12 protein-coding genes and 1 tRNA gene are annotated in these 17,573 nt (G+C 59.0%); 2 read left to right on the top strand and 11 right to left on the bottom strand.

The window, feature by feature from the left end:
• Positions 1 to 88: 88 nt before the first annotated feature.
• A complete protein-coding gene (fucO, locus tag C4N24_RS02915; RefSeq protein WP_112090254.1) occupies positions 89 to 1,237 on the bottom strand; it encodes a lactaldehyde reductase in 1,149 nt (382 codons plus the stop codon).
• A 235-nt stretch (positions 1,238 to 1,472) separates the two neighbouring features.
• Between fucO and C4N24_RS02910 the strand changes: the two genes are divergently transcribed.
• Together C4N24_RS02910 and C4N24_RS02905 are read left to right on the top strand one after the other, a co-directional pair.
• Positions 1,473 to 1,547, top strand: a tRNA-Thr gene (locus tag C4N24_RS02910).
• 269 nt (positions 1,548 to 1,816) lie between these two features.
• On the top strand, positions 1,817 to 2,665 hold the full coding sequence (locus C4N24_RS02905; protein WP_112090253.1) for a sugar phosphate isomerase/epimerase family protein: 849 nt from the start codon (positions 1,817 to 1,819) through the stop codon (positions 2,663 to 2,665).
• A 114-nt stretch (positions 2,666 to 2,779) separates the two neighbouring features.
• On the opposite strand, the gene rsmA is transcribed toward C4N24_RS02905, so the two are convergent.
• The 10 genes from rsmA to purD all read right to left on the bottom strand — a co-directional run bounded on the left by rsmA (position 2,780) and on the right by purD (position 17,401).
• The gene (rsmA, locus tag C4N24_RS02900; RefSeq protein ID WP_112090252.1) at positions 2,780 to 3,631 is read right to left on the bottom strand and encodes a 16S rRNA (adenine(1518)-N(6)/adenine(1519)-N(6))-dimethyltransferase RsmA; all 852 of its coding nucleotides are present in this window, start codon (positions 3,629 to 3,631) and stop codon (positions 2,780 to 2,782) included.
• 78 nt (positions 3,632 to 3,709) lie between these two features.
• Complete coding sequence (locus C4N24_RS02895) at positions 3,710 to 5,059, bottom strand: S41 family peptidase (protein ID WP_112090251.1); 1,350 nt, start codon at positions 5,057 to 5,059, stop codon at positions 3,710 to 3,712.
• 152 nt (positions 5,060 to 5,211) lie between these two features.
• On the bottom strand, positions 5,212 to 6,576 hold the full coding sequence (locus tag C4N24_RS02890) for a murein hydrolase activator EnvC family protein (RefSeq protein ID WP_112090250.1): 1,365 nt from the start codon (positions 6,574 to 6,576) through the stop codon (positions 5,212 to 5,214).
• A 19-nt stretch (positions 6,577 to 6,595) separates the two neighbouring features.
• Positions 6,596 to 7,504 (bottom strand): cell division protein FtsX, encoded by a 909-nt coding sequence (locus tag C4N24_RS02885; protein WP_112090249.1) that lies wholly within the window; start codon positions 7,502 to 7,504, stop codon positions 6,596 to 6,598.
• Positions 7,501 to 8,265: a cell division ATP-binding protein FtsE gene (gene ftsE / locus C4N24_RS02880; protein WP_112090248.1), complete on the bottom strand. Its 765-nt coding sequence runs from the start codon at positions 8,263 to 8,265 to the stop codon at positions 7,501 to 7,503. Before ftsE ends, C4N24_RS02885 begins: the two co-directional genes overlap by 4 nt.
• Positions 8,266 to 8,406: 141 nt before the next feature.
• Positions 8,407 to 9,492, bottom strand: coding sequence for a PucR family transcriptional regulator (locus C4N24_RS02875; RefSeq protein WP_112090247.1), 1,086 nt, complete (start codon positions 9,490 to 9,492; stop codon positions 8,407 to 8,409).
• A gap of 264 nt (positions 9,493 to 9,756) precedes the next feature.
• Positions 9,757 to 10,458: a pseudouridine synthase gene (locus C4N24_RS02870; protein WP_112090246.1), complete on the bottom strand. Its 702-nt coding sequence runs from the start codon at positions 10,456 to 10,458 to the stop codon at positions 9,757 to 9,759.
• 120 nt (positions 10,459 to 10,578) lie between these two features.
• On the bottom strand, positions 10,579 to 12,024 hold the full coding sequence (gene purB, locus C4N24_RS02865) for an adenylosuccinate lyase (RefSeq protein ID WP_055185348.1): 1,446 nt from the start codon (positions 12,022 to 12,024) through the stop codon (positions 10,579 to 10,581).
• Positions 12,025 to 12,203: 179 nt separating this feature from the next.
• The gene (locus C4N24_RS02860) at positions 12,204 to 15,896 is read right to left on the bottom strand and encodes a phosphoribosylformylglycinamidine synthase (protein WP_112090245.1); all 3,693 of its coding nucleotides are present in this window, start codon (positions 15,894 to 15,896) and stop codon (positions 12,204 to 12,206) included.
• A 200-nt stretch (positions 15,897 to 16,096) separates the two neighbouring features.
• Positions 16,097 to 17,401, bottom strand: coding sequence for a phosphoribosylamine--glycine ligase (gene purD, locus C4N24_RS02855; protein ID WP_112090244.1), 1,305 nt, complete (start codon positions 17,399 to 17,401; stop codon positions 16,097 to 16,099).
• Positions 17,402 to 17,573 lie beyond the last annotated feature (172 nt).

Raw genomic sequence — 17,573 nt, 5'->3', positions numbered from 1 at the left:
GATTTCCTTTTACAAACGCATCCTTCCCAGCAAAAAGAGCCGCTGCACAAGCACGGTGCAGCGGCTCTCGGAGTTCTTATTTTACAGCTTACAGCTGGCTCTTATACAGTTCCACGATCTCCTCCACGCTGGTGTCGCGGGGGTTGCCGGGACGGCAGGCGTCTGCAAAAGCGGACTCGGCGAGGAACTGGATATCCTCTTCCTTCAGGATGCCGTGCAGATTTGTGGGGATGCCCACGTCTGCGCTCAGCTGCTTGACGGCGGCGATGGTAGCATCAGCGGCCTCCACATCGTTCATCTCGTCGATGCCCATAACGCCCATAGCCTTGCCCACAGCGCGGTAACGCTCGCCGGCAACGCTCTTGTTGTACTCCAGACCCACCGGCAGCAGGATAGCGCAGGCCACGCCATGGGGAGTGTCATACAGAGCGGACAGGCCGTGTGCCATGGAGTGCACAATGCCCAGACCCACGTTGGAGAAGCCCATACCGGCAATGTACTGGCCCAGAGCCATGCCCTCGCGGCCCTCCGGGGTGTTCTGCACAGCGCCGCGCAGGCTCTGGCTGATCAGCTTGATGGCTTCCAGATGGAACATATCAGAGATGACGCAGTGACCCTTGGTGATGTAGCCCTCAATGGCATGGGTCAGCGCGTCCATACCGGTGGCGGCAGTCAGACCCTTGGGCATGGAGGACATCATGTCGGGGTCGACCACAGCGATCTCGGGGATATCGTTGGTGTCCACGCAGACGAACTTGCGCTTCTTCTCCACGTCGGTGATGACGTAGTTGATGGTGACCTCGGCAGCAGTACCGGCGGTGGTGGGCACTGCAATGGTGAACACTGCGTGCTTCTTGGTGGGAGCAACACCTTCCAAAGAGCGGACGTCCGCAAACTCGGGGTTATTGATGATGATGCCGATGGCCTTTGCGGTATCCATGGAGGAGCCGCCGCCGATGGTCACGATGCAGTCAGCCTCGGCAGCCTTGAAGGCAGCCACACCGTCCTGCACGTTAGCGATGGTGGGGTTAGGCTTGATCTCGCTGTAAACAGCGTAGGCAAAGTTTGCAGCATCCAGCAGGTCGGTGACCTTTTTGGTAACGCCAAACTTGATCAGGTCGGGGTCGGAGCAGACGAAAGCCTTCTTGTAGCCGCGGGCGGTCAGCTCGGGAACGATGTTCTCGATGGCACCGTGGCCGTGGTAGGAGATGGTATTCAGAACAATGCGGTCAGCCATAATACAAATCCTCCAAATCTGTTTGCAGCCGCCTTTCCGGCGGCGTTTCTCTACGTTTCAGCATAGCACATCGTCAAAAAATTTGCAATGTAAAATTGTTTAAAATTGTAGTATATTTTTATACTTGTGCACTGTTTTCTATTATTTTTGTCTGTTTTCCAGCATTATTATCCCATGCCAAAAAACAATCCTTGCCAAATGGCCGTGCCTGTGTTATACTATTTAGGTAACCTTTGCTGGTGTGGCGCAATGGCAGCGCAACTGATTTGTAATCAGTGGGTTGCAGGTTCAACTCCTGTCACCAGCTCCAAAGAAAACCGCTTGGATCCTTAGAGTTCCGGGCGGTTTTCTTTTTGCTATGGCACATCTTAAAATATCTAAAAATATCCAAAATCTCACCATAATCTAACAAACAAGCTAACAAATCAGCACTTTACCCTCTGCACAACACACTTCTGTGTTCCTTGCATTCGCCCGGGGCGGCGAACGGCAGCGCTAAAAGAGGTTTAAGGTGTTCCCCCGCGGACATTTTTGGTGTATAATGGTAAAAACAACCCCATACCAAAGGAGGAACCAAGCATGATCCAATTCGGTCTGCGTCTGCACGACGCGGAAAAGCTGCCCATTGAGCAGGTGCTGCCGCTGGTGCACCAGAAGGGCTTTTCTTGCGTGCATCTGGCGCTGAGCAAGTCCCTGAAGGAGGTGCCCAACACCCCCTCTGCCCTCACCCCCGGCTACGCGGCCTATCTGCGCCGCCTGTTTGCCAAAAACGAGCTGGACATTGCGGTGCTGGGCAACTACCTGAATCTGGCGCATCCGGATGCGGATGCTCTGCACGCCATTCAGGAAAAGTACTACGCCCACATCCGCTTTGCCAGCCTGCTGGGCTGCGGCATGGTGGGCACCGAGACCGGCGCACCCAACGCGGAGTACAAGTTCTGCCCGGAGTGCCGCAGCGATGCCGCCCTTGCCGCTTTTATCAAGAACTTCAAGCCGGTGGTGCGCTGCGCCGAGCAGTACGGCGTGACCATTGCCATTGAGCCGGTGGTCAAGCACATCGTGTATGACGCCCGCCGCGCCCGCACCGTGCTGGACGAGATCGGCAGCCCCAATCTGCAGATCCTGCTCGACCCGGTGAATCTTTTGAACATGGAAAACGTGGACCAACGAGAGGAAGTGTTTGCCGAAGCCATCGAGCTGCTGGGCAAGGACGTGGCCATGATCCACTTCAAGGACTTCTTGCGGCAGGATGCCGGCGGGCAGCTGGCTGCCACCGGTGCCGGACAGGGCGGCATGGGCGACTACCGCACCATTCTGCGGTTCGCCAAGGAGCAAAAGCCCTATGTGTTCGCCACCTTGGAGAACACCACCCCGGAAAACGCCGTTCAGTGCCTGCAGTATCTGCAAAAGCAGTACGACGAGTGCTAAATTTATTTCGGGTCGGAAGACCGCTTGCAAGCGTTCCTCCGACCCTTTTTGCTGTCTAAAAAAATAAGTCGGGAAAATCGTAGATTTTCCCGACTTATCGCTATAATATAGTGCTCAGCCCAGCGCCTGCTGGATCTTGGCAAAGTCCTCCAGCGTCAGGGCTTCCGGGCGGATGCGGGCATCAAAGCCTGCGGATTCGATGGCGGCAATGACCTTCTCCTTGGGCAGGTTCAGCCCGCCTGCAATGGCGTTGGCAGCGGTCTTGCGGCGCTGCCCAAAGGCGGCGCGCACCAGCGCAAAGTAGCCCACCTCGTCCTCCACCTGCACGGCGGGGGTGGGACGGATGTCCATGCGCACCACAGCGCTGGTCACCTTGGGGGCGGGGTAAAAGCTGCCCGGTGCGGCGGTGAACATCAGCTTGGAGGTGGCGTAGTAGTTCACTGCGCAGCTGATGGCGCTGGAAGCGCGGGTGCCGGGCACGGCGGCCAGACGGTCGGCGGCCTCCTTCTGCACCATGACGGTCAGACTCTCGATAGGCAGACGGTTGCCCAGCAGCTTCATCACGATGGGGCTGGTGATGTAGTAGGGCAGGTTTGCGCACACCGCCACCGGCATCCCCGGGAACTCCTCGGCGATAAGGGCTTTCAGGTCCACCTTCAACACGTCCTGCAGCACCAGTTTGAAATTGTCCACCCCGGCCATGGTCTCGGCCAGCAGGGGCGGCAGACGCTCGTCCACCTCGATGGACACTACCTTGGCGGCACGCTTAGCCAGCTCCTTGGTCAGCACACCGATGCCGGGGCCGATCTCAATGACACCGTAGCGCTTGTCTACCCCGCTGGCATCCACGATCTTGGTGGGGATGCCCGGGTTGATGATAAAGTTCTGCCCAAAGCCCTTGGAAAGTGCAAAATCGTATTTTTCGCACAGGGCACGGATCACAGAAAGGTCGGTCAGTTCCGGCATAGGGTCAATTCCTTTCTCAGAAAAAGGCTGTTGCAGAACGCAGCAGCCTTTTTGGTGTTATGGTTCAGATCTGCGGGCTCACTCCGCTGCGCTTGCAGCCGTTTCCGGCTCAGACGCAGCAGTCTCGCCTTCCGCAGTCTCTGCAGGGGCGGTATCCTCTGCTGCGGCAGAAGCTGCGGCACTGTCCGCTGCGGCGGCAGAGCTTGCGCCTGCCAGCGTGGTAGTGCCGCTCAGCTGCTGGGCAGCGCTGACAGCGCGCTGCACCTGCGGGTCGGTCTGGGGCGTGTAGTCGTAGAAGTTCGTCGCTTCCTCTGTGCTCAAAGCGCGCTCTACGTCCACGGTCAGGCCGGTGCCGTCAAAGCAGCTGCCATCGCCGCAGACCAGCTTTGCCACCGTGATGACCACGGCACTGCCGTCCGACAGGCGCTGCGGGCTGCTCTGGATGGTGCCCTTGCCCATGGTGGTGGTGCCCACCAGACGGGCACCGTTCATGGTGCGCAGGGTGGCTGCGAACAACTCGGCTGCGCTGGCAGTGTTGCCGTTTACAAGGCAGACCATGGGCAGGCTGACGGAGCTTTCGGCATCGCTGCTGCCGATGACGGTGCGGTTGCCGTTTTTATCCTCGGCGTAGGCCACGGTGCCCTCCGGGGCGATCAGGTCGATGCAGCTGACTGCATCTTCCAGAATGCCGCCGCCGTTATCCCGCAGGTCGAATACCAGACTGGCTGCGCCGTTTGCGGTCAGGGTGCGCAGGGCGTAGTCCAGCTCGCTGGGCGTAGTGCCATCAAACTGACGGATGCGGATGTAGCCCACATTGTCCAGCAGCTGGTAGTCCACGGTGGTGCTGGTGTAGCCGGAATGGGTCAGCTCAGCCGTTTTGCTGGCGGCAGCACTGTTCAGCCATGTCACAGTAACGGTCGTACCGGCCTCGCCCTGCAGGGCTTTGTACACGGCATCTGCACTGGACAGGCTCTTGACATCGGTATCGCCTACGGTGGTGATGTAGTCACCCACGGCGATGCCTGCTTCCTGCGCGGGAGAGCCGTCGTAGACGCGGGTCACCTTGGCGTAGCCGGTCTGGTCGATGCCAAGCTCCACGCCAATGCCCAGGATTTTGCCGCTCTGGATGTTCATCAGCTCGGTGTAGGCGTTGGCGGTGTAGTAGCGGGCGTACTTGTCGCCCGTGCCCAGCAGATAACCGGCGGTCAGACGGTCGTACAGCATCGTCTCGTCGATGGTGTAGTAATCGTTGCTGCGGACATAGCGGTCCACCTCAGCGATCTTGTTGTACATACTTTCCTTTTCTTTTACGCTGTTGACCGTGCTGTCGAACAGACGCATGGCGATGAGCATCGTGATGGAAAAGGTCACGGTCATGGCAAGGATCACGATGGTGACTGCCATACCCAAAGAAATTTTACGGTTCATGGTTCGTTCCTCCCGGTCAGAGCAGCAGCATCATAAGGATGCTGCCCAGCAGCGAGAGTACAAACACCCCTGCCAGAACCAGACAGCCGATGCGCAGCACGCGCTTGCGTTTTTGTTCGTTCATAGATCAACCAGACTCCTTGCGTTGCTTGTTAGTTGTGCGGGATGGGGATGCAGCTGCGGGGGTTCACGGCGTTGGCCTTGGAGCCGCCCTTCCACACCTCCAGATGTAGGTGGTTGCCGGTGGAATTGCCGGTGGTGCCCACATAACCGATCAGTTCACCCTGCTTCACATACTTGCCTGCACTGGTAGCCACCGAGCGCATATGCGCGTACAGGGTGGAATAGGTATTGCCATCGGACATTTTGCCGTGGTAGATGATAACGTAGTTGCCATAGCCGCCGGTAGACCAGCCTGCCACCTGCACATAGCCGCTGGCGGCTGCGTAGATAGGCGTGCCGCCGGCTGCCGCAAAGTCGATACCGGCATGGAGCTTGTTCACGCCGGAGACAGGGTTCTTGCGCCAGCCGTACTCGCTGGAGATGCGGCTGTAACTCTTCAGCGGGCAGGCAAAGCCGTTAAAGCTCAGCTGCGGCTTGCTGGCAGAGGCCGCTGCAATCAGCTTCTGGATCTCCTTTTTCACGGCCTCGTAGTTCAACTCGTCGGATTCAATGGCTGCCTGTGCCTTCTGCTGCGCCGCCTGTGCCTCGGCAGCGGAAAGCTTTGCCGCAGAGATGCTGTTGTTCAGCTCGCTCTGCTTGCCCTTCATCTGGGCGTTCTGGCTGTCCAGCTCGCTCTTCTGGCTTTGCAGCTCTGCCTTTTCGGCTTCCAGACCGGCCTTCTGCTCTTCCAGCGCGGCCTTATCGTCCTCCAGCCCCTGCTTGGCAGACTTCATGTTGTTCATGATCTCGGTGTCCTTGATGGAGATATCCTGCATCACCTCGTTGAAGGTAAGCAGCTCGTACAGGTCGTTCACTGCACTGAGCATGGCCACACTGCCGCCGTCCCGCAGCTCCTGCATGGCAGCCATGTGCTTTTTGAAATCATCCCACTGAGCATCTATCTCGTTCTGCTTTTGCTCGATCTGGGTCTGCTTGTCCGTGATCTGGGTCTGCATCACACCGATCTGCTGTTCCTTCTCGCCGATGCTGTTCTGCACTGCGGCGATCTGACCGCCCAGCACACTGATCTGATCCTGCAGAACGGTGACCCGCTCCTTCAGTTCGCTTTCCAGCGCCTTTGCGGCAGATTCCTTCTTTTTGGCATCCGAAAGCTCCTTTTTGTGCTGATTGATGGACTGGGAAAGCTTGTCCAGCTTGGTCTGCAAGCTGGCCATGCTGGTGCTATTGGTAGCTGCCGAGGCCGGGTACACCGTGGCTGTCAGCAGCAGGCAGACACAGGCCAGCCCAAGGCTGACCGCACGGATCAGCCTGCTGCGGGGGTTTTCCGGCCGGGCGTGCCGGGCGGTATAAGGGCCTGTGAGCCGGAAGGGCTTTGCGTGCATTGCTTTACTCATAAAACGCGGCTCCTTTCGGTCACACATTCAGATGTTTGCGGATAGAGAACGTACTGCCCACGCCGCCTACGATGGCGCCGCTGAGCAGGCTTGTTACCACGATGGTCGGCAGCACATTGGCCACCGGCACCAGTGCGCGGCCCATGAGCATCTGCCAGATGCCGCCCAGACCACCGGCGGCGTTGACCACATAGGTGTAACAGCCAAGGCTGACCGCTGCGGTCAAGATACCGGAGATCAGTCCCATGGTCAAGCCCTCCACAAAGAAAGGCAGGGTGACCATGCGGTTGGTGGCACCCACATACTTCATGATCTCGATCTCGCGGCGGCGGGCAAAAACGCTCAGACGGATGGTGCTGCCCACCGTGATGATGCTGACCACCATCAGCACCAGCACGATCATGCGGCCGCCCTTGGTGACGGCTTTCTGGATCTCCACAAAGATATTGGTCATCTCCACCGGGGCGGTAACGCTGACAACGCCCGGGATGGCCTGCATCTTCACGCTCATGCTCTCCATCTGGGTCAGGTCGCTCAGGGTGACCCGGTAGTTGGCCTTAAAGGGATTATCGGTCTCAAATTCATCCCACAGGGAGGAATAATCCTGCATATAGCCGCGGTAGGTGTTGAGCACATCCTGCTTGGAAACGTACTGCACCCCGCTGACCCCCGGCATGGCCGAAAGGGTCGCGCCTACCTGCGCGGCGGTGGCATCATCGCACGCGGGATCCAGATAGACCACCGTCTCGTTCTGGCTGCCCAGATAGGCCACCATGTTGCCCACGTTCACTTCGGCCAAGCTGGCAAAGATGTTCAGGGTCATGCAAACGCTCAAAGAAGCGATGCAGGCAATGGTCATAGCCCAGTGCTTGCCCAGATTGCGCACACCGCGCCGGGTAAGGAAGAAGAAGGTAGAGGGTCGCATCATACGGCAGCCACCTCCTTTTTGGCAGCGGACGCATCGTCCGCATCAAAGGCGGCAACATCCAGCGAAAGATCGTCCTCGGCGGCAGCCACAGGGTCTGCGGGCACGTCCGAGATGATGCGGCCATGGCTCAGGGTGACCACACGCTGATGGAAGCGGTGCACCAGCTCGTGCTCGTGGGTGACCACCAGCACCGTGATGCCCATCTTGCTCACCCGCTCCAGCAGCTGCATCATTTCCAGACTCAGCTCCGGGTCAATGTTGCCGGTGGGCTCGTCCGCGATGACCAGCTTGGGGTTATGCACCAGCGCACGCGCCACAGCCACACGCTGCTGCTCGCCGCCGGAAAGGGTATCCGGGTAGCACTTGGCCTTATCCTCCAGATGCACCAGCTCCAGAATGTATTCCACGCGGGGACGGATCTCCTTGCGGGGCACGTTGAGGACGTGCATGGCAAAAGCCACGTTCTCGTACACGGTCATACTGGGGATCAGCCGGAAGTCCTGAAAGATGATGCCCATCTGGCGGCGCAGGTAAGGGATCTTGCGGCGGCGCAGCTTGGCAACGTCCTTGCCCAGCACGGTCACCTTGCCGGAGGTAGGCAGTGCCTCCCGCAGGATCAGCTTGAGCAGGGTAGATTTGCCCGCGCCGGAGTGACCCAGCAGAAAGACGAACTCGCCTTCATCCACATGGAAGTTTATATCCTCCAGCGCAAGGCGTCCGCCCTTTTTATATTCTTTGGAAACGTGTTCAAAATCGATCATGGAATCGTATTAGCTCCTGACATCAAGATTTTTGACGGTCAAGACAGCCCGTCCGCAGCCCATGCTGCAAAAAGAACCGGCCAGCATCGGTTTCGAGCGGCCGGTTCGGCGCCGGCGGGGCAAGGCCCGCACAGCGAAATATCAGTATTTGGCCGGGTTGTTGGACAGGTACTTCTTTACCATCAGCGCTACCTTAAAGACGATAGCGTCGTCGAACTCACGCAGATCCAGACCGGTCAGCTTTTTGATCTTTTCCAGACGATACACCAGCGTGTTGCGGTGCACAAACAGGCCGCGGCTGGTCTCGGACACATTCAGGTTGTTCTCGAAGAAGCGCTGGATGGTGAACAAAGTCTCCTGATCCAAGCTTTCGATGCTGCCCTGCTTGAACACCTCGCGCAGGAACATCTCGCAAACGGTGGTGGGCAGCTGGTAGATCAGACGAGCAATGCCCAGGTTATCGTAGCGGATGATCTGCTTTTCGGTATCGAACACCTTGCTCACTTCCATGGCGATCTGAGCTTCCTTAAAGGAGGTAGCCAGATCCTTCACGTTGGCAATGGGGGTGCCAATGCCGACCACGGCCTTGATGTAGTGCTCGCCGGAGAGGGTATCCACAATGCTGGCAGCCAGCTTTTCCATATCAGTGCGGTCGATGCCCTTGCGGATCTCCTTGACCAGCACAGTATCGGTCTCGCTGATATTGAACACAAAGTCCTTCTGCTTATCGGGGAACAGGCTGCTGACCACATCGTAGGCAGAGATATCGCCGCCGCTGATCACCCGCACGATGAACACCACGCGGGAGACATCGGTAGCAAAATGCAGCTCCCGTGCCTTGGCGTAGATATCGCCGGGCAGGATGTTGTCCAGCACTACGTTCTTGATAAAGTTGGACTTATCGAATTTTTCGTCGTGGTACTGCTTGATGCTCTGCAGGCTGATGGCCAGCACACCGGCAAACTGCCCTGCAGTCTCATCGACGCCCTCCACGAACACGGCATAATCGTTATGCTTGGCGTTGGAGAACTGCTGGTAAGTATAGCCGTCGCGCACAAAGCGGTCGCCTGCGGTCAGTCGCTCGGCCATATAGCCCTCGCGCACCTCGCCGATCAGGTTCAGCTCCGAGCAGGAAATGACAGCGCCGGTCTCATCCACAACGCCGACCACCCGATTGATCGCGTCCTTCATCTGGTAGATCACGCTTTGAAATACTCTATTGGCCATAAATGGATACCCCTTTTCCTCGTTTGTGCAAGCCGCGGCGGCATGGGTTGTGATTTTAAACAATTTAGCCGCATTACAATCTATATTTTACACAAAAGAATTTACTTTTGCAACAGATTTCAACAAAAAAAATAATTCTTTCTTGTTGAAATTATCTTTCGGGACCATTTTTTGCCAAAAAAGTGCCTTTTTGCGTGGTTCTTACCGTTATTTTACCGGTAAATTGTGATACATTTTTGAAAACCGCGTGAAAAGCGCAGCGTTTTATCTGGTAATTTTTCCCACTTCTTCGTCAGAAAGCTCCCGCCACTGCCCCGGCGCAAGCTGCGCATCCAGTGCAAGGCCGCCAATGGCCTCCCGGTGCAGGGCATTCACCCCGGCACCGTACACACCGAACATCCGTTTGATCTGGTGGTACACCCCCTGCCGCAGCACCACCCGCACGGTAAGCCCATCGGGAGAAAGGGCGGTCACTTCGGCGGGCGAAAGGGCGGTGCCGTCCGCCAGTGTGACCCCCGCCGCAAAACCGGTGCACATTTCCTGCGTGAGCGGGGTGTCGATCGTCACGGTATAGGTCTTGGAAACATGGTGCCGTGGGGACAGGATATCGTGGGCAAAGCCGCCATCATCGGTCAGCAGCACAAAACCGGTACTGGTCTTATCCAGCCGCCCTGCCGGGAACAGCTCCCGCCGGGGGTAGGCGTCCCCTACCAGATCCACCACAGTGGTGTCCCGCTTATCGGTAGAAGCGCTCACCACCCCTTCGGGTTTATTGAGCATGAGGTAGACGAATTTCTGATAGGTCAGCAGCGCGCCATCCACCGCCACGGTGTCGGTATCCTTCAGCTGGGTGTCCCCTTTTTTGCACACCGCACCATTTACCTGCACGCGCCCCTTTGCCAGCATGGTTTTGGCCTCGCTGCGGGTGCACTGGGCAGTCTCGGCCAGATATTTATCCAAACGCATAAGCGGTTCTCCTTTGTTGATGATGCCCTCAGTGTAACATGACAGACAAAATCGTGCAAGGCACAAACGCAAAAAAGGAGAAGCCCATGGGCTTCTCCTTTTTTGCAATTGATCTTGTTATCAGACGCTCAGGGAAGCGTGCTGTTCCACATCCTCGGGGTCAGCATCGAAGATGGGCTGCAGGACGTTGGCGATGAACTCCTCCACCTGCTGGGGTGCACGGCCCACAAAGTTCTCCGGCACAAGCCCCGCCACGATCTCCTCGCGGGTCAGGCCAAAGGCCGGGTCTGCGGCAATGCGGTCCACCATATCGTTGGGCAGACCCTCTTCCTTGACCTGCTTGCCGGCGGCGATGGCGTGCTGGCGCAGGCGCTCGTGCAGCTCCTGACGGTTGCCGCCCTTTTCCACAGCCTGCATCATGATGTTCTCGCTGGCCATGAAGGGCAGCTCGGCCATCAGGCGGCTGCGCACCACCTTGGGGTACACCACCAGACCATCGGTGACGTTGAGCATGATGTTCAGGATGGCATCGGTGGCAAGGAAGCCCTCAGCCATAGCCACGCGCTTGTTGGCGCTGTCGTCCAGCGTGCGCTCAAACCACTGGGTGCCGGTGGTAAAGCTGGGGTTCAGCACGTCCACCATCAGGTAGCGGGCAAGGGCGCAGATGCGCTCGCAGCGCATGGGATTGCGCTTATAGGGCATAGCGGAGGAACCGATCTGGTTCTTCTCAAAGGGCTCCTCCATCTCCTTGAAGTTTGCCAGCAGGCGCAGGTCGGTGGCAAACTTCATGCAGCTCTGTCCAATACCTGCCAGTGCGTTCAGGATAAAAGCATCCACCTTGCGGCTGTAGGTCTGGCCGGACACCGGCACAACGGCCTTGGGGTCAAAGCCCATCTCCTTTGCAATGGAAGCATCCACGGCACGGATCTTGTCGGCATCGCCCTTGAACAGTTCCATAAAGGAAGCCTGCGTACCGGTGGTGCCCTTGACACCGCGCAGCTGCAGGGTAGCCAGACGATGGTCGATCTCAGCCAGATCCATCACCAGCTCGTTGGCCCACAGGGTAGCGCGCTTGCCCACGGTGGTGGGCTGTGCGGGCTGGCAGTGGGTGTAGGCCATGCAGGGCATATCCTTGTACTCCTTGGCAAAGTGCGCCAGCTTTGCCAGCACACCCACCAGCTTTTTGCGCACCAGCTCAAGACCCTGCCGCATCACGATGATATCGGTGTTATCGCCCACATAGCAGCTGGTGGCACCCAGATGGATGATGCCTGCTGCCTTGGGGCACTGCTGGCCGTAAGCGTAGACGTGGCTCATGACGTCGTGGCGCACCAGCTTTTCCCGCTCGATAGCCACTTCGTAGTTGATATCGTCCACATGAGCTTCCAGCTCGGCTACCATGTCCGGGGTGATGTTGGTCAGCCCCTGATTCATTTCGGCACGAGCCAGCGCCACCCACAGCCGCCGCCAAGTGCGGAACTTGTTGTCGTCCGAGAAGATGTACTGCATTTCATCGGAAGCGTAGCGGGTGGAAAAAGGGCTGATATAGCGATCATGCTGTGACATTGGTTGTTTTCCTCCTATGATCTGACGGAACTCAAGGGCAACAGCTGCCTGCGGTGCGCCCTCATCCGGCGCTTGCGCGCCACCTTCCCCCGTCCGGGGGAAGGCTTTACCAGCGCTGCATTGGCGGTTGAAGGCGCTGCCTATATAGGCAGACACCCTTTTGCTTATTTATTCTACCATCAAACCTTGAAATAGTCCACGCCGCCCTCAAAGATCGGCTGGTATTTATCGCCGGTGACATTCTTGTACAGATACTCGCCGCTGCGCTCCGAGTGACCCATCTTGCCGAACACGCGGCCGTCCGGGCTGGTGATGCCCTCGATAGCCAGCACAGAGCCGTTGGGGTTGAAGCGCTGATCCATGGTGGGCACGCCGGTCAGATCCACATACTGGGTGGCCACCTGACCGTTGCGCAGCATGGTGTCCAGCACCTCCTGCGGCGCTACAAAGCGGCCCTCGCCGTGGCTGATGGCAACGGTGTGCATCTCGCCCACCTCACACTTGCTGAGCCACGGACTGCCGGTGGAAGCCACACGGGTGTGCACCAGCATACTCTGGTGACGGCCGATGGTGTTGAAGGTCAGGGTGGGGTCGCAGGCGGTGATGGGGCGGATATCGCCGTAGGGCACCAGACCCAGCTTGATCAGAGCCTGGAAGCCGTTGCAGATGCCCAGCATCAGGCCGTCGCGCTGCTGCAGCAGACGGCGTACAGCCTCGGTGACCGCAGGGTTGCGGAAGAAGGAAGCGATGAACTTGGCGCTGCCGTCCGGCTCGTCGCCGCCGGAGAAGCCGCCGGGCAGCATGACGATCTGGCTTGCGTCAATGGCCTTGACCAGTGCCTCGCAGCTCTCGGCAACGTCGGCGGGGGTCAGGTTGCGCACCACCAGAATTTCGGGGTCGGCACCGGCGCGGGCAAAGGCCTTGGCGGTGTCGTACTCACAGTTAGTGCCGGGGAACACCGGGATGATGACCTTGGGCTTTGCCACACCGATCTTGGGTGCGGCGGGGGCGGTCAGGCTGCCGTTGATCTTCTCCACGGCGGGGCCGGCCTTGCGGTAGGGATACACGGGCTCCAGCTTGCTCTCCCAGATCTCCTGCAGCTCGGCCATATCCAGCTTTTCGCCGCAGGATTCAAAGGTGTACTCCTTGGTGGTCTCGCCCAGCAGCATACCGGCGGGAGAATCAGACACCATTTCCAGAATGATGGAGCCGTACATGGGCTCGAACATCTGGTGGGTGGTCATATCTGCACGCATCTTGAAGCCGATGCGGTTGCCCAGACCCATCTTGAACAGTGCCTCGGCAATGCCGCCGTAGCCCACGGAGCAGGCAGCAGCGACCATGCCCTCTTCGATCATGTTCTCTACGATTCTATAGTTGGCCTTCAGGGAGAAGAAGTTGGGGCAGCCGGTCTCCGGGTCGATGATGGGACGGATGAGCACCACAGTGCTCTCGGGCTTCTTGAACTCGGTGGAGACTACGCGGCTTGCCTTGCCGATGGCGGTGGCAAAGGACACCAGCGTGGGGGGCACATCCAGCTGCTCGAAGGAGCCGGACATACTGTCCTTGCCGCCGATGGAAGCAATGCCCAGACCGATCTGTGCATCCAGTGCGCCCAGCAGGGCAGCCAGCGGCTTGCCCCAGCGCTCGGGCTTGTTGCCCAGACGCTCGAAGTACTCCTGGAAAGTCAGGTAGGCGTCCTCGTAGCGGAAGCCGGTGGCAACCAGCTTGGTCACGCTCTCAATAACAGCCAGCCGTGCGCCCACATACTGGTTGGCGCTCATCAGGTAGGGGTTATAGCCCCATGCCATGCCGGAGCAGGTGCTGGTCTCGCCGTCCACCGGCAGCTTGGCTACCATGGCGTTCTGGGGGGTCAGCTGGTATGCACCGCCAAAGGGCATGAGCACGGTAGCAGCACCGATGGTGGAGTCGAACCGCTCGGAAAGGCCCTTCTTGCTGCAGACGTTCAGATCGCCCACCATGGACTTCATCTTCTGGCTGAAGGTCAGGCCGGACCACTGGGGCTGCCAGACGCTGCCCTTTTCCACATGGACGTTCTGGTGCTTCTCTGCACCGTTGGAGTTCAAAAACTCGCGGCTGATGTTCACGATGGAAACGCCGTTCCACACCATGTTCAGGCGCTTTTCCTCAGTGACCTTGGCCACAGGGGTAGCCTCGAGGTTCTCCTCGGTGGCAATGGCGATGAACTTGTCCACATCCTCCGGGGCAAGGGCAACAGCCATACGCTCCTGACTCTCGCTGATGGCCAGCTCGGTGCCGTCCAGACCCTCGTACTTCTTGGTGACCTTGTTCAGGTCGATGTATAGACCGTCGGCCAGCTCGCCGATGGCAACGGAAACGCCGCCGGCACCAAAGTCGTTGCAGCGCTTGATCATCTTGCAGGCGTCCTCACGGCGGAACAGGCGCTGCAGCTTGCGCTCGATGGGCGCATTGCCCTTCTGCACCTCGGCACCGCAGTGCTCAAGGCTGTCCAGCTTGTGAGCCTTGGAGGAGCCGGTAGCGCCGCCGATGCCGTCACGGCCGGTGCGGCCGCCCAGCAGCACGATCACATCGCCGGGAGCGGGGCACTCGCGGCGGACGTGGGAAGCAGGGGTAGCGCCCACAACAGCGCCGATCTCCATGCGCTTTGCCACGTAGCCGGGGTGGTAGATCTCGTCCACCTGACCGGTAGCCAGACCGATCTGGTTGCCGTAGGAGGAGTAACCGGCGGCTGCGGTGGTGACCAGCTTGCGCTGGGGCAGCTTGCCGGGCATGGTCTCGCTGACCGGCTTGAGCGGGTCGCCTGCGCCGGTGACGCGCATGGCCTGATAGACGTAGCTGCGGCCGGACAGCGGGTCACGGATGGCACCGCCGATGCAGGTAGCAGCGCCGCCGAAGGGCTCGATCTCGGTGGGGTGGTTGTGGGTCTCGTTCTTGAACAGGAACAGCCAGTCCTCGTCCTTGCCGTTGACATCGCACTTGATCTTGACGGTGCAGGCGTTGATCTCCTCGGACTCGTCCAGATTCTTCAGGATACCCTGCTTCTTCAGCTCCTTGGCACCAATGGTGGCAAGGTCCATCATGCAGCGGGGCTTGTTCTCACGGCCCAGCTCGGTGCGCATAGCCATGTAGCGGTCAAAGGCTTCCTGCACCACGGCGTCGTCGATCTGCACATCGTCCAGAATGGTGCCGAAGGTGGTGTGGCGGCAGTGATCGGACCAGTAGGTGTCGATCATCTTGATCTCGGTGATGGTGGGGTCGCGCTGCTCGGAGCGGAAATACTCCTGACAGAACTTGATGTCCCCCAGATCCATTGCCAGACCCTTTTCCTCGATGAACTTGGCAAGGCCAGCCTCATCCAGCTGGTTAAAGCCCTCCAGCACTGCCACGGCAGCGGGCACGGGGTACTCCATCTTCAGGGTCTCTTTGGGCTCCAGAGAAGCTTCGCGGGCTTCCACGGGGTTGATGACATACTTCTTGATCTCGGCCACCTGCTCGGGGGTCAGAGCACCCTCCAGCAGGTAGACGCGGGCAGAGCGCACCAGCGGGCGCTCGCCTTGACTGATGAGCTGGATGCACTCGGCGGCAGAAGCTGCGCGCTGGTCGAACTGACCGGGCAGGTACTCCACGGCGAAGGACACGCCCTCGGCAGCGGGCAGCTCGGCGTAGGTGTTATCCACCGGCGGCTCGCTGAACACGGTGCTGACGCACTGGTTGAACAGTGCTTCGTCGATGCCTTCCACATCGTAGCGGTTCAGCAGGCGCAGACCGGTCAGGTCCTTGATGCCCAGCAGGCTGATGAGTTCGTTTTTCAGACCGTTGGCCTCGACATCAAAGCCGGGCTTTTTTTCCACATAAATACGATAGACCATTGGGTAGGTTCCCCCTTTGTATTTTATCGAATGGACTTTTGTGTAGGTTTTATCATCCGGCAGTCAACTCCCCCAGTCGCCTTCGGCGACAGCCCCCTCTGAGATGGGGCCTTTGGCAAAACCGGAAAGTTCCCCTTCTCGCCAGAGGCTCCCTCCCAGAGGGAGCTGGCACGCCGTAAGGCGTGACTGAGGGAGTTTTCTTACTGCTTTTCTGCCAGCGCTTTCAGGGCACGCAGGCCGATATCGCTGCGCTTATGCAGCTTTTCAAAGCTGATCTTCTCGGCTGCTTCGTAGGCGTGGCTCAAGGCGTTGGTCAGGCGCGGGCCGGTGGCGGTAACGCCCAGCACGCGGCCGCCGTTGGTCACCAGCTGGCCGTCCTGGGTAATGGCAGTGCCGGAATGGTACACCGTCACGTTCTCCTCGCCGGGCAGCTGACCGTCCACAAGGCCGGAGATGGGCTTGCCCTTCTCGTAGGCCACAGGGTAGCCGCCGGAAGCCAGAATGACACAGGCCGCAGCACCATCGGAGAATTTGACCTCCTGCTCTGCCAGCGTGCCGTCGGTGCAGGCCTGCATGATGTGCAGCAGGTCGCTTTCCAGCAGCGGCAGCACCACCTGCGTTTCGGGGTCGCCGAAGCGGCAGTTATACTCGATGACCTTGGGGCCGTCCGGGGTGAGCATAAGACCGAAGTACAGGCAGCCCTTGAAGGGGCAGCCCTCGGCGTTCATGGCGTGGATGGTGGGCAGGAAGATCTTTTCCATGCACTCCGCAGCCACTTCCGGGGTGTAGTAGGGGTTGGGGGCAATGGTGCCCATGCCGCCGGTGTTCAGGCCGGTGTCGTGGTCGTTGGCGCGCTTATGGTCCATGCTGGAGACCATGGGCTTGACCACCTTGCCGTCCGTAAAGCTCAGCACGCTGACCTCCGGCCCGGTGAGGAACTCTTCCACCACCACATGGTTGCCGGATGCGCCGAACTTTTTGTCCAGCATGATCTCCTTGACGCCGTCGGCGGCCTGCTGCTCGTTCTCACAGATCAGCACGCCCTTGCCCAGTGCAAGGCCGTCTGCCTTGATGACCACCGGGTACTTGCCCTCGGCGCGGATGTAATCCATAACCTTTGCGGGGTCATCGAAGGTCTCGTACTTTGCGGTGGGGATGCCGTATTTCTTCATCAGGTCCTTGGAGAACACCTTGGAAGCCTCGATGCGGGCAGCGGCCTTGTCCGGGCCAAAGGCGGGGATGCCTGCCTTTGCCAGCGCATCCACCATGCCCAGTGCAAGGGGATCGTCCTGCGCCACTACAACGTAATCGAACTTTTCTTCCACTGCAAAGCCTACCATGGTATCCACATCGGTGGCCTTGATGTTTTTGCACTTGGCGTCATAGCTGATGCCGCCGTTGCCCGGTGCGCACCAGATCTCGCCGCAGTCGGGGCTCTTTTTCAGTGCCTTGATGATGGCGTGCTCGCGGCCACCGCCGCCCACTACTAAGATTTTCTTAGCCATATCATTTTCTCCTAAACTTTCGTTCTTTCCGTCAGCTGCCTCGCCCTCTCAGTCCGCTTCGCGTCCAGCTCTCCCAAGGGGAGAGCCCTTGGCAAAACCGGAAACTTTGCCGTACTGCCAAAGCCTCTCCCCTTGGGAGAGGTGGCATTGCGCAAGCAATGACGGAGAGGGC

Origin of the sequence: Faecalibacterium prausnitzii (assembly GCF_003287405.1) — a bacterium.
Lineage (GTDB): Bacteria > Bacillota > Clostridia > Oscillospirales > Ruminococcaceae > Faecalibacterium > Faecalibacterium intestinale.
The sequence above is the reverse complement of the archived record's forward strand: the minus strand, read 5'-3'. Positions and strand labels throughout refer to the sequence as shown.

Excerpts from the sequence above, each read along its gene's own strand:
- fucO (WP_112090254.1), bottom strand. The coding sequence starts at position 1,237 with ATGGCTGACCGCATTGTTCTGAATACCATCTCCTACCACGGCCACGGT.
- C4N24_RS02905 (WP_112090253.1), top strand. The coding sequence starts at position 1,817 with ATGATCCAATTCGGTCTGCGTCTGCACGACGCGGAAAAGCTGCCCATT.
- rsmA (WP_112090252.1), bottom strand. The coding sequence starts at position 3,631 with ATGCCGGAACTGACCGACCTTTCTGTGATCCGTGCCCTGTGCGAAAAA.
- C4N24_RS02895 (WP_112090251.1), bottom strand. The coding sequence starts at position 5,059 with ATGAACCGTAAAATTTCTTTGGGTATGGCAGTCACCATCGTGATCCTT.
- C4N24_RS02890 (WP_112090250.1), bottom strand. The coding sequence starts at position 6,576 with ATGAGTAAAGCAATGCACGCAAAGCCCTTCCGGCTCACAGGCCCTTAT.
- C4N24_RS02885 (WP_112090249.1), bottom strand. The coding sequence starts at position 7,504 with ATGATGCGACCCTCTACCTTCTTCTTCCTTACCCGGCGCGGTGTGCGC.
- ftsE (WP_112090248.1), bottom strand. The coding sequence starts at position 8,265 with ATGATCGATTTTGAACACGTTTCCAAAGAATATAAAAAGGGCGGACGC.
- C4N24_RS02875 (WP_112090247.1), bottom strand. The coding sequence starts at position 9,492 with ATGGCCAATAGAGTATTTCAAAGCGTGATCTACCAGATGAAGGACGCG.
- C4N24_RS02870 (WP_112090246.1), bottom strand. The coding sequence starts at position 10,458 with ATGCGTTTGGATAAATATCTGGCCGAGACTGCCCAGTGCACCCGCAGC.
- purB (WP_055185348.1), bottom strand. The coding sequence starts at position 12,024 with ATGTCACAGCATGATCGCTATATCAGCCCTTTTTCCACCCGCTACGCT.
- C4N24_RS02860 (WP_112090245.1), bottom strand. The coding sequence starts at position 15,896 with ATGGTCTATCGTATTTATGTGGAAAAAAAGCCCGGCTTTGATGTCGAG.
- purD (WP_112090244.1), bottom strand. The coding sequence starts at position 17,401 with ATGGCTAAGAAAATCTTAGTAGTGGGCGGCGGTGGCCGCGAGCACGCC.